Annotated in this window: 11 protein-coding genes; 3 read left to right on the plus strand and 8 right to left on the minus strand. The window is 42.4% G+C overall.

The genetic code is table 11. The features are described from left to right. Positions 1-398 precede the first annotated feature (398 nt). Complete coding sequence (locus L4C32_RS18935; RefSeq protein ID WP_428198454.1) at positions 399-1,286, plus strand: tyrosine-type recombinase/integrase; 888 nt, start codon at positions 399-401, stop codon at positions 1,284-1,286. Continuing rightward, positions 1,283-2,290, plus strand: coding sequence for an IS91 family transposase (locus L4C32_RS18940; RefSeq protein ID WP_428198455.1), 1,008 nt, complete (start codon positions 1,283-1,285; stop codon positions 2,288-2,290). Before L4C32_RS18935 ends, L4C32_RS18940 begins: the two co-directional genes overlap by 4 nt. Positions 2,291-2,451: 161 nt before the next feature. On the opposite strand, the gene L4C32_RS18945 is transcribed toward L4C32_RS18940, so the two are convergent. Continuing rightward, positions 2,452-3,198 (minus strand): hypothetical protein, encoded by a 747-nt coding sequence (locus L4C32_RS18945; protein ID WP_428198456.1) that lies wholly within the window; start codon positions 3,196-3,198, stop codon positions 2,452-2,454. Between the two features lie 269 nt (positions 3,199-3,467). Here L4C32_RS18945 and L4C32_RS18950 point away from each other — a divergent pair, with 269 nt between their 5' ends. Then, a complete protein-coding gene (locus tag L4C32_RS18950) occupies positions 3,468-4,001 on the plus strand; it encodes a dihydrofolate reductase family protein (protein WP_428198457.1) in 534 nt (177 codons plus the stop codon). Positions 4,002-4,009: 8 nt separating this feature from the next. Here the strand turns inward: L4C32_RS18950 and L4C32_RS18955 are convergent, their stop codons facing one another. The 7 genes from L4C32_RS18955 to mglB all read right to left on the minus strand — a co-directional run bounded on the left by L4C32_RS18955 (position 4,010) and on the right by mglB (position 11,380). After that, entirely contained in the window at positions 4,010-4,582 is a 573-nt protein-coding gene (locus L4C32_RS18955) for a hypothetical protein (RefSeq protein ID WP_428198458.1), read from the minus strand. Between the two features lie 115 nt (positions 4,583-4,697). After that, a complete protein-coding gene (locus L4C32_RS18960) occupies positions 4,698-5,213 on the minus strand; it encodes a DUF2867 domain-containing protein (RefSeq protein ID WP_428198459.1) in 516 nt (171 codons plus the stop codon). A gap of 8 nt (positions 5,214-5,221) precedes the next feature. After that, the gene (locus L4C32_RS18965; RefSeq protein WP_428198460.1) at positions 5,222-5,845 is read right to left on the minus strand and encodes a LysE family translocator; all 624 of its coding nucleotides are present in this window, start codon (positions 5,843-5,845) and stop codon (positions 5,222-5,224) included. A gap of 105 nt (positions 5,846-5,950) precedes the next feature. After that, entirely contained in the window at positions 5,951-7,684 is a 1,734-nt protein-coding gene (locus L4C32_RS18970; RefSeq protein WP_428198461.1) for a methyl-accepting chemotaxis protein, read from the minus strand. Between the two features lie 122 nt (positions 7,685-7,806). After that, positions 7,807-8,817: a galactose/methyl galactoside ABC transporter permease MglC gene (gene mglC / locus L4C32_RS18975; protein WP_428198462.1), complete on the minus strand. Its 1,011-nt coding sequence runs from the start codon at positions 8,815-8,817 to the stop codon at positions 7,807-7,809. A gap of 10 nt (positions 8,818-8,827) precedes the next feature. After that, positions 8,828-10,327 carry a galactose/methyl galactoside ABC transporter ATP-binding protein MglA gene (gene mglA, locus L4C32_RS18980; RefSeq protein ID WP_428198463.1) on the minus strand — a complete coding sequence of 500 codons (1,500 nt, stop codon included), beginning with the start codon at positions 10,325-10,327 and terminating at the stop codon, positions 8,828-8,830. A 75-nt stretch (positions 10,328-10,402) separates the two neighbouring features. Next, the gene (gene mglB / locus L4C32_RS18985) at positions 10,403-11,380 is read right to left on the minus strand and encodes a galactose/glucose ABC transporter substrate-binding protein MglB (RefSeq protein ID WP_428198464.1); all 978 of its coding nucleotides are present in this window, start codon (positions 11,378-11,380) and stop codon (positions 10,403-10,405) included. Positions 11,381-11,737 lie beyond the last annotated feature (357 nt).

Here is an 11,737-nt window from a genome sequence, read left to right on the forward strand (position 1 = left end):
GAAAATACACATCTAATACCATTGAACTCACCGTCAAACTTAATTTGCTCGGGATCCATTTGATACCAAAACTCACTGTTTTCAAAGTTCCATTCACTCATTTTCGGACTCCTATACTCGAAATTTAAGGCTCTATTGTTAGCACAAAAGTCCCTAATTTGTAGGGGTAAAACGAAATAAATTATCTTCTGCCACATGTATCACAGGTTGTTGATTTTGCTGATAAACATAACGCCGCAATAAGCGGATTAAAATGGTGGGTTATAATGTGAAGTGAAGCGAAACCCACTGTTTTAGTTCCGTTTAATTACCTTGTTGAACGAAGCCGCTGCGCGGCAGAATGAAAACCATACTACTCTAACTGTCTGTTACTTCAACAGATTAAGTGGAGAACTGTTATGGATATCCAACAACAAAAACGATACGAATTACTCTACCAACATCACCTCGATAACCTCAAGCTTCAAGGAAAACGTCCTGCCACCATCGATGCCTACTCACGAGCCGTGAGGCGAGTGACTCAATATCTCGATTGCCCGCCCGATAACATCACTCACCAACAGCTCAAAGACTACTTTCGACAACTCATCAATACCCATTCATGGAGCACCATTAAACTTGACCGTAATGGCCTGCAATTCTTCTATAAACATACCCTCGACAAGCAGTGGGAGTGGCTTAACATCGTCAAACCACCACAAGTTAAACGCCTGCCTGATATCTTAACCCCAACTCAGATTAGCACCCTCATTAGCCACACTAAGAAGCAACGTTATCAGGTGTTTTTTCTCACGCTGTACAGCATGGGATTACGCCTCAGTGAAGGGTTGAATCTCACCGTTCATGATATTGACAGTGCAACCATGCAAGCACATATCCGCAACGCCAAAGGCGGTAAAGACCGCCTTGTACCCTTACCAAACCGTACACTGATTGCACTTCGCCAGCACTGGCAAACACACCATCATGCTCGGTTAATTTTTCCAGGACTTGGCAATGGAAAAAACGCTCCGATGGATAAAGGAGGAATACAAAAAGCCATCAAACAGGTACTGCGAGATTGCCATATTAATAAACTCATCAGCCCACACTCCTTGCGCCACTGCTTTGCCACTCATCTGCTCGAAAAAGGGCTCGATTTACGCTCTCTTCAAGCTTTACTCGGTCATGCAAGCCTCAATACGACTGCGCGTTACACCCAATTAACGCAAATAAAGCAGCGTGATGCGGCCATTGCCATTAATCAGTTGGCTGACCGATTAATTCTAGATTGGAGTTTGCAATGAGCACCTTTATTGAGTTACTTCGCCAGCAACACCGAGAGTTTGAGCAAGCGTATCGTCATCAACTCTCGCAAGAGAGTCGCCGCGCAATTCGTGCCATGCTTAACTGTAAAACAGAACAACAAGGCCGCTCAAAATGGCACTGCCAATACTGTCATCATGATGACAGCCAACCACTCTCTTGTGGCCATCGGCACTGCCCTCAATGCCAACAACGCACCACTTCCGATTGGCTTGAAAGACAGCAACAAAAACTGCTACCTGTGCCCTATTTTATGGTGACTTTTACCCTGCCCTATGAGCTTCGAGCGTTGGCGCGCTCAAACGCCAAAGCACTCTATCAATCGATGTTTTCTGTTGCGGCTTCTGTGCTCAAAAGCTTCGCTGCTCGAAACACAAAAGGCGAATTGGGATTTACCATTGTGCTGCATACTCACAGTCGGCGGCGCGATTTACATCCACACCTGCACGTTATCGTCGCAGGAGGCGGTTATGACTCAGGTAAGGGAGTGTGGTTAAAAGGGAGCAGTGACTATCTGTTCAATGCGTTCGCATTGGCCAACGTCTGGCGAGCCAGAATGCTGGAGACTATTCAACTACATGAGAAACTTTCATTGCCCGTTTCTGTACCAAAGAAGTGGGTCGTCGATTGCCGAAAAGTAGGATATGGATTGCCTGCTTTGCAATATTTATCACGCTATTTATATCGGGGAGTTCTGTCAGATAAGGAGATTGTAGATATCAGCAGTAGCAGCGTGACCTTCCGTTATAAAGAAGGCCAAACTCAAGCCACTAAAACACGCACTCTGCCAACCCTAAAGTTTTTGTGGCTCATCTTGCAGCATGTTTTGCCCAAAGGGCTACAACGGGTTCGAGATTATGGTTTTTTACGTGGAAATGCCAAAGCCTTACGGCTTCGCATTCAACTGTTATTGATGGCGCTTTTTTTCACGCCTTTAGCAACGCCACCCACTGTAAAGCATCGTGCAACAAGGCGAATAGAATAAGGATAATGGCGCGAACTAAAGAATCAGGAGGGATGACGATAATTATGGTGAAAATAGGCTAACTTCTGGATGTAAATAAAAACCCCAGCAACGCAAACTTTACAATTTACTATATAGAGAAGGGCTTCGGGCTTGTTCAGCACCACCCTATTCTTTTTTTGTTATATTGTTGTTAACAAATAAGAAAGAGTGCTAACTACAAAACCTGCACCTAACGAACCAAGGCAAACGTTAGTCCACAGACTTCTTTTGATATGTATTTTTTCAAGTTCCTCTATTTGATCCCCCCATAGGAACAATGATCCTACAGATGTTTTCAATAAACTGATTATTGAATATAGAATGAATAACAATGAGCCACTAAACATGTAAAATTTAGTACCTTGTGCATGAGACAGTATGAAATCTTTTGATAAATAGGCTGAAAGCACACCGACTCCACCAAACGACTCTATTGATAAATAACATGCTATGAACACGGGTAATGACAAACCAGCAAACTTAATGAGCTTTCTAATATTATAAATTGTATCTGCATGTTTTACTCTTATAGCTTGCTTTTCTAAACCACTGAACACTTCTTTCGTGAACTCAGAATCGACCGAGTCTACACATACTTCTATTCGATTACTTCGTTTATCAAAAGTAACTTTTGCAWAATGAGAAAGTTTATCACCAATATTAAAATACTCGACTTCTATTCGTACCACAGGGTTCAAAATAGTATTATGACCATTTAAAACATCTCTCATTGATTTTACGGTAACACTCGTCCCGTCTTGATTCTTAAATATATATTTGGACGAAGACTTTTTACCAATGAGATCGAATTTAGGTACTAAAACATTAACAAAACCACCAAACCTCTTTTCATCTAGCTTAAATATCTGCTTAATTTCTTTATTCATAATTRATTGCATAATTTAGACACACTATCAGATTTCTATATCGATTATATCAAACATGAGGGATAATATAAGGTTGGCAATATAACAGAGTAACACGCATACCTTTAAAAATTAGTGACTTACCGCAAGGTTATAAATTTCATTTGTAGAAAGTAGGCTTTAATTTGCAGAAAGTATGCACCTTCTTTTTCTGTATAAATACACAGTGCTTTTTCGTTGTTTGCGCTGTAATATTTGGTTCAACGCTTTTATTTCTATTGGAGAGAACCATGTCTAACCGTGTCTTTATTGCCACCAGCCTAGATGGATACATTGCCGACAAAAACGGGGGGCTTGATTGGCTGCACGCGGTACCGAACCCTGATGGTTTGGATATGGGGTATAACGATTTCTCTAACAGCATCGACGCCATGGTGATGGGACGAAATTCATTCGAAACCGTGTTGGGGTTTGATATTGATTGGCCATACAACGTGCCAATGTTTGTATTAAGCAACACCTTAACCCGTGTGCCCGCAGGTTATGAAGACAAAGTATTCTTGGTTCACGGTGAACTAAGTCATGTACTTAAAGAGATTAACGCGAAAGGATTCCAAGAGCTCTACATTGATGGTGGCGTGACCATTCAGAGCTTTTTAAAAGAGGACTTGATTGATGAGATGACCATTACCACCATGCCGATTTTGCTGGGTGGCGGCTCTCCACTGTTTGGCAACCTTGCCACACCGCTCAATTTTTCACTGGAGAGCAGTGTGACATTTCTCGACACCATAGTGCAAAATCATTTCATACGAATTCGTTAATCTACAACCTATTCTGACTCTTCAGTAATGATGGATACTTCTGAACAGGTGCCATCATCTTTATAGATTGAGCACTTCCAGTACTGTTCTTTCCACAGTACTTTTTCCGGATTCCACATTCTGTTTTTGTTAAACACACAGGTACAGGGTTCATCGTCTGTTTGTGTGCCAATTTTAGCTGACTGCTTCTTCTCTTTAGGCGCTGTGATTTCAGTGGTTGTTGGGGTTTTAAAAGTATTATCTAGCCCATAATCGCCGCATTTAAAGTGTTTCCAAGCGTTTGTGGCTCCATCTGATAACGAGGTTTCATCACAATTTTTCTGACTCTTACAGCCCCTATGCCAACCATTTACAAAGCCGACTCCTCTGTCAAATTCTCTAACTAGGATGTAATGATATCTATCGGTTGGTCTGGCTATTTCAATCAAATATTTCATCATGCTCCCACCGCTGTCAGCGTGGTAGCCAGTCAGCAAGCCACTACAGAACGCCACCTGCTTCTCTTGTTCGGGGGTGTATGACGGAGCCGCCGATAATATGGTTGAAACTAGAAAAGAAATCATAAACGTTAAATATTTCATTTCGCCCTCCTGGCTTAATAAAAAATACAATAATGCGATTTATGATTTAATATTTTACGAGACATTAGTGGCGTCAATATTGATCTACATAAAGAAACCAGTCTTGATGATTAATTCATTGGAACTCCGCTCGGCGTATCGTCGCAGGCACAATCATCTTATGGGCTGGGGTAACAAACAACATGTATACCCTACCTAGTAGGTTGTGAACATGCACCACTGTAGAGATGGTCACCACATCGTTTTGTTGCTTCTCTTTATAGACTGATATTTGCACATCCAGATGTTTATCAGAATCGCAAAGAATGATCTCACCATCGCTCACAGAGAGCAGCGTGAAGATGCCCACTTTATCACCGGCTTGATACGCTTTGGCCGCCTTGCCACTCTCTAAATCATCAATTTGCCCCAAGTTTTTTAAACCTAACTTTGAGACGAGCTGATTTCGCAATGTCATTAATCGCTTCACCCAATTCGGTATGGTCGCCATATGTGCAAGCCACACCTCAAGCGCCGTTCTCTCAGGAAAAGGAGAGCTGAATCGATATGAATCGGAAAAGTAGGCGTTGTGCTGTTTGGTTTCAATGATGCTGCCTAATGGAAGACTGCAGGCTGTTATTCTTTTTTTCATCGTTAACTCTATCTCGTCGTACTGGCCATAAAGAGGCTACTGCCAAGTAAAAAGCTACCACCAGAGTAGCCAAAGTATCTTTGTGAACGTGCACTTTGAAAGGCTTTTCGAGCACGGGCTGCAACAAGAGCATAGCCAAATAGAATCACTCCGACTACAGCAGAAGATGTCACGATCAGTATCGAAAATTGTAAAAACGCACTGTTTTCTGGGTTCATAAACTGCGGTAAGAATGCCATGTAAAAGATGATGGCTTTAGGATTCAGAAGCGAGGCAAAAAAACCTGCTTTGAAACTGCCCATTGATGATGATGTTAGGCGTTGCTCACTCTGTTCAGTTTTGCTGTTTTTAGCTTCGACAATCTGACAATAGCCCAAATAGGCCATATAAATAACACCTAACCATTTGAAGATACTAAACAGGGTTGCCGACGCGGCCAAGATCACCCCGACGCCCATCAGTGAAAGCAGCATCAAAGCGACACCTCCAAGAATGTCACCCATGATACATTTCACTGCCGCAGACATCCCTTTAGTCAATGCCTGACTAACCACAAGAAGAACGCAAGGTCCTGGAATAATGGTTAACACAGAACTGGCCACGACAAACGCTAACCAAATTTCGACTGACATAAGTTACTCATACATTTAAATAATAAAAGTTACTATAACAATTCACATTGACTATTCAACGGCTTTCACGAGCTCTTCACTGTAAAAACCTAACACCTTTTCCAGTTAGCTCAATTTAAAGTGGCTGACCACCGAACCTAAATCCGATTTACAACGCTCGATATGAATGACTCGGTCTTGAGTTTGTACCCCATTTTGTTCCAACTCAACCACAACGGACTGAATACTCGTCATGTTTCGTGCAATCTCATTGGTGGTGACACTCTGCTCTTCGGCGGCGGTGGCAATCTGTGCATTAATGGCGTTGATCTCAACAATCGAGCCGATCATGGTATCTAATGTGGTGGTGTTTTTTTCCGCGGCTTGCGTTGATTTGTTACATCCCTCTTTGGTTTTGTGCATCGCGTCTTCCACATTGGTGGTACCATGCTGCAGTTTAAGCAGCATGTTGTTGATCTCTTTCGTACTCTTTTGGGTTTGATCTGCCAGAGTTCTCACTTCGTCGGCCACGACGGCAAAACCTCGACCTTGCTCTCCAGCACGAGCAGCTTCAATCGCCGCATTCAGTGCCAGTAGATTGGTTTGTTCGGCAATACCGCCAATCACACTTAATACATTGGCAATTTCGCTGATGTCATCGTTAAGGGTCGTGATAGAGTCTGACATGCTGTCTACATCTTCCACCAGATCATTGATGGTCGCAACAGATTGTTGAACGAGCAACTTACAACTCTCTGCTTGGTCACTTGAATCTTGCGTCAACTGCGCCGCTGACAGTGCACTTTGGGCAACGGAGTCAGCTGTGGCACTCATTTCAGTCACTGCGGTCATTGCTTGTTCGGACTCTTGAACATGATTGAGCATTAATTCATGGTTTAGGCTGGCATTCTGTTTGATATGGTCAACCCCATCGCCCAACTGTTTGGAAGAGTTCGCTACTGCCAGCATCAAATCTTGTAAGCTTTGGGTAAACTGATTAATCCCCTCGGCAATTTGACCTAAGTCGTCGCGGCTTTTTACTTCTAAACGGCGAGTTAAATCTCCTTCACCAGCCGCTAAATCACTGACAACTGCTCGTAGGTTTTCAATCGGACGATAAGCGATTCTGACCAACACAATACTGATCATCATCAGTATTAATCCTGAACCAATCAGAGCTATGGTCATGGATTGATTAATGCTGTTGGTTTTACTTTGAATGAAGGCTTTATCAATATAACCGGTAAGTAACCACTGCTTGTCACCCACGTTGACACTATGATCGACTTGAATCAGATCCCCTTCTACTTTATTGCTGAACAGCATCGTCCCTGCTGCATCTTTCAGCTCAAGATAGGTGCCTTCGGCTGTGGATGATTTCAACAGCGCTTTAGTGCTACTTAGATCGTAGAAAAATAGGTTTCCGCGTCCATTTTCCCCAGGAATAATAACAGAAAGGATGGCGCGTTCTTCTTCAAGCATAATGTCACTGATCGTCAGCTTACCTTGCGCATCCTCTAAACTTTTTAGTAATGGTCCTGTGATCGCCGGATCGGTCTCCGTACCATGATCGGTAAACACCATGCCTTGAATCACTTTATTGATTCTAAAGAAGCCTGACTCTTTTTCTAACTCGTCCAGACCCGCTGATCCGGTATCAATGTTTTTGGCCAACACTTCAATATTGGTCATGTCGTCTGACAGCTTATCACGCACCAATTTCAGCTGGTTTTCCGTATTGTTAACGCTGCTCTCATAGATATAGCTGCTGATGTAGTAATTGGCACTCAAATAGGAGGTAAATATGGCTAGCACCACAATCAAACCAAACAGTGCAAATATTTTCCCTTTAAAAGACATATTCTCTCCTTTGATCACTTCAGTTTATCGCTTCAAGTCTTTCGTTTTTAACAACAAGTCATACCGTAAAAAAAAAGGCAAAGAGTTAACCTCTTTGCCTTCGTTGTGTGTCTTAATCACGATTACTTTTTGTTTGCATATTTCATTGAGTCCAGTGCAACCGCAAAGATGATAATGCTACCTTTGATGATGTACTGCCAGTACGGGCTGACACCAATGTAGGTCATACCGTAGTTAATCACGGTGAAGATAAGTACACCCGTTACCACGCCAGATACACGTCCAACACCACCGGCAAATGAGACCCCACCTACCACACAGGCTGCAATCGCATCAAGCTCATACATGAAACCCAAATTGTTGGTTGCACTACCAATTCGTCCCGCTTCTAACATACCGCCGAACGCATAGAACACACCTGATAACGCGTAAATTTTAAGCAAGGTGACTGGAACGTTTACCCCAGAGACTTTTGCCGCTTCAGGGTTACCACCAATGGCAAAGATGTTTTTGCCGAATACCGTTTTATTCCACAACACCCAAACAAACACGATTGCAATCGCCGCGTAGAAGGTCAGATACGACAATCTAAAGTCACCAAGGCGAATGAACCCTTGTGCAAATTCAGAGAAACGCTCATCAAAACCTGCGATAGGTGATGCGCCTACGGTATCAAAGTAGAGTGAGTTAATGCCGTATACAATGATCATCGTACCCAAGGTGGCAATAAAGGGGGTTACCTTCATGTATGCCACAATGATACCGTTGACCAAACCTATGATGGCACCAGCAGCACAAACAATAACAATCACACCGATAATTGGGATTTCACCCAACTCAGGGAACACTTTGTTCACGTTATCAGCGGCTTGCAACAAGGTCGCAGAGAGTACTGCAGCTAAACCGACTTGGCGACCCGCTGATAGATCGGTACCTTGGGTAACAATCAATCCGGCGACACCCAGCGCGATGATGATTCGAACCGATGATTGAGTCAGGATGTTACTGAAGTTTCTCATGCTCAAGAACGAGGGCTCTTGAATCACAATAATGGCTAATAGAATAAACAGTACCGCGTAAATCCCCCCTTCTTTGAGGTAACGCATCATGCTGAGTCTTTTTAATGTTTCCATGGTGGTGTCCTTATAAATAGCGTGATGCTAATGCGAGAATTTCATTTTGAGAGGTATTTTTAGTTTCAACAATGCCCGCAACACGGCCATTACTCATCACCAAAATACGATCGGTTATGCCGAGTAACTCTGGCATCTCCGACGAGATAATCACAATGCCTTTGTTTTTATTGGCAAGGTCTAATATCAGCTGATAAATTTCGAATTTTGCCCCAACATCGATGCCTCGTGTCGGTTCATCTAGCATCAAAATTTCTGGGCGAGTCAATAACCAACGACCAATAATGATCTTCTGCTGATTACCACCAGACAGTGAGCCGATATTGGTTTGATGTGAGGGCGTTTTCACACTCATGGAGTCAATTACCCACTGAGTGTCGCTCTTCATCTTCTTATCACTGAGCAAACCACTTTTGGTTTTATACTCTTCAACATTGGCCACTAACGAGTTAAACGTAATGTCTAGGTTACTGTAGATGCCGGTAGAACGACGCTCTTCGGTAACCAGTGCAAAGCCGTTATTAATCGCTTCATGAGCATCTTTATTCGCAACGTTTTTGCCGTGGAGTTTAATCTCACCCCCGCTGCGCTCTCTAATACCAAATAGTGATTCCACGATGTCTGTACGTTTCGCGCCCACCAAACCGGCAATGCCTAAGATCTCACCTTTATGCAGATCAAAGCTGACATCTTGAATAGAGGGTTGATTAAGTGATGTTAGATTGCTGACCTCTAAAATGGTCTCTTTAGGTACGTTGGTTTTTTCAGGGAAACGTTGCGTCAGTTCACGACCAACCATCTTACCGATGATCTGGTCCATATCCAGACCTTCTAATGGTCGCGTTTCAATCCATACTCCATCTCGAAGAATGGTGATCTCATCACAAATGGAGAAGATCTCTTCCATTTTGTGAGAGATATAAACAATACCGCACCCTTTCTCTTTCAATTTTTTGATTATTTTGAAAAGGTGGCTCACTTCTTTTTCGCTCAACGATGACGTAGGCTCATCCATGATGACGATTTTTGCATTGTATGAGAACGCTTTGGCAATCTCTAACATCTGCATTTCAGAGACAGATAACGTAGCAACTTTGACTTTAGGATCAATGTTGATATCTAACTCTTCAAACACTTTTTGGGTTTCGGTGTACATTTTTTCATGATCAACAAACAACCCTTTCTTTGGGTATCTGCCAAGCCAAATGTTGTCCATTACCGTACATTGCAGCACCTGGTTAAGCTCTTGGTGTACCATTGACACACCCGCTTCAAGTGCTTGCTTAGAAGATTCAAAGTTGACCTTGTTGCCAAGAAAAACAATCTCACCTTCATTTTTTTCGTAGATGCCAAACAGACACTTAAGCAGTGTGGACTTACCGGCCCCATTCTCACCCATGAGAGCATGGATTGAGTGAGGTCTTACTTTGAGGTTAACTTTATCCAGCGCTTTCACACCTGGAAACTCTTTACTAATCCCTGTCATTTCTAACAAAAATTCATTATTCATAGTATTTGTCATATTCGAATTAACCAAAGGTTGGAGACAGAACAGAGTACCTGCCCTGTCTCAATCAGCATTTACTTACTTAAGTGTGCTTTTATCAACACCAACATATGGAACACGAACGACTTTATTTACCAGTTTCCAATCAGTCCCTTCAGTTGCAGACTTACCGTTTGCTAAGTTACGCGTTAGTTCAAACGTTGCTTTCGCTTGGTTTGTTGCATCATTCAGTACTGTACCTGCCATTTGGCCAGAACGTACCATTGCAATCGCTTCACTTAGCGCATCAACACCGAAGACTGGGATATCTGTTTTACCTGCCGCTTTTAGCGACTCAACAGCACCCATAGCCATGCCATCGTTGTTGGCGATAACGACTTCGATTTTATTGCCATTTGGACCAGAAACCCATGCATCCATCTTATCTTTCGCCATTGCGGTATCCCACATTGCCGTATCAAGATGAAGCTGCTCAGTACCAACACCTTTGTCGTTTAGTGTAGAGATTACATATGATGAACGAGCTTCAGCATCTGGGTGTCCAGGTTCGCCTTTAAGAAGAGCGTACTGGATTTTTCCATCGCCATTAAGATCCCATTTAGGATTTGCAGCCCACTGCTTACCCACTAACTCACCTTGAATGATGCCAGACTCTTTTGAATCGGTACCAACGTAATACGCTTTATCGTAGCTCGCCATTGCTGCTGCTGATGGTTCTTTGTTGTAGAAAACAACCGGCACGTTATCCATTTTCGCTTTTTTGATAACAACAGGTGCTGCTGCTGGATCCACGAGGTTGATTGCAAGTGCTTTAACGCCACGAGCTAGCAGAATATCAATTTGGTCATTTTGCATTGATTGGCTATTTTGCGAATCGTTCATTAACAACTTCACGCTGTCATCTGAAGACGCTTCTTTTTCAATTGCCTGGCGAACAACCGCCATAAAGTTATCGTCGTACTTGTATACAGTAAAACCAAGCTTTGTATCTGCTACCGCTGAAGTACCAAATGCCATTCCTGCGCATAAAGTAGCTAATAAAGTTAACTTTTTCATGGAGTTATCCTTGCAATAATATTGATTGTTTTAATAATAGTAGGGAGCGGTCGAGCAAAACTTGTTCATCCTGACCAGTCGGAACTGATTATACGTCTATTAAATTCATTAAAAACGTGATCAAAACAGTATTAATGGAAACGTTTTCCCTCATGCGAAATCGCTTCATTCCTCCTGACTTAGTTATAYTTAACCTTTAGCTTAATAAATTAAATCTAATCTAATATATTTACTTATTTTTCAATCGCAATTAAGTAACATTTAAATAACAAGCACAGTTTTTGTTTTATAACAGCAAGTTAAAAGGAGGATTAATATTGGAACAATTAGATCCATTAACAATTATGACCATAAATT

Origin of the sequence: Aliivibrio kagoshimensis (assembly GCF_050337105.1) — a bacterium.
GTDB lineage: Bacteria > Pseudomonadota > Gammaproteobacteria > Enterobacterales > Vibrionaceae > Aliivibrio_A > Aliivibrio_A kagoshimensis.

What these genes read in the sequence shown, in the direction of transcription:
- L4C32_RS18935 (WP_428198454.1), top strand. Translation starts at nt 399, where the DNA reads ATGGATATCCAACAACAAAAACGATACGAATTACTCTACCAACATCAC.
- L4C32_RS18940 (WP_428198455.1), top strand. Translation starts at nt 1,283, where the DNA reads ATGAGCACCTTTATTGAGTTACTTCGCCAGCAACACCGAGAGTTTGAG.
- L4C32_RS18950 (WP_428198457.1), top strand. Translation starts at nt 3,468, where the DNA reads ATGTCTAACCGTGTCTTTATTGCCACCAGCCTAGATGGATACATTGCC.
- L4C32_RS18955 (WP_428198458.1), bottom strand. Translation starts at nt 4,582, where the DNA reads ATGAAATATTTAACGTTTATGATTTCTTTTCTAGTTTCAACCATATTA.
- L4C32_RS18960 (WP_428198459.1), bottom strand. Translation starts at nt 5,213, where the DNA reads ATGAAAAAAAGAATAACAGCCTGCAGTCTTCCATTAGGCAGCATCATT.
- L4C32_RS18965 (WP_428198460.1), bottom strand. Translation starts at nt 5,845, where the DNA reads ATGTCAGTCGAAATTTGGTTAGCGTTTGTCGTGGCCAGTTCTGTGTTA.
- L4C32_RS18970 (WP_428198461.1), bottom strand. Translation starts at nt 7,684, where the DNA reads ATGTCTTTTAAAGGGAAAATATTTGCACTGTTTGGTTTGATTGTGGTG.
- mglC (WP_428198462.1), bottom strand. Translation starts at nt 8,817, where the DNA reads ATGGAAACATTAAAAAGACTCAGCATGATGCGTTACCTCAAAGAAGGG.
- mglA (WP_428198463.1), bottom strand. Translation starts at nt 10,327, where the DNA reads ATGAATAATGAATTTTTGTTAGAAATGACAGGGATTAGTAAAGAGTTT.
- mglB (WP_428198464.1), bottom strand. Translation starts at nt 11,380, where the DNA reads ATGAAAAAGTTAACTTTATTAGCTACTTTATGCGCAGGAATGGCATTT.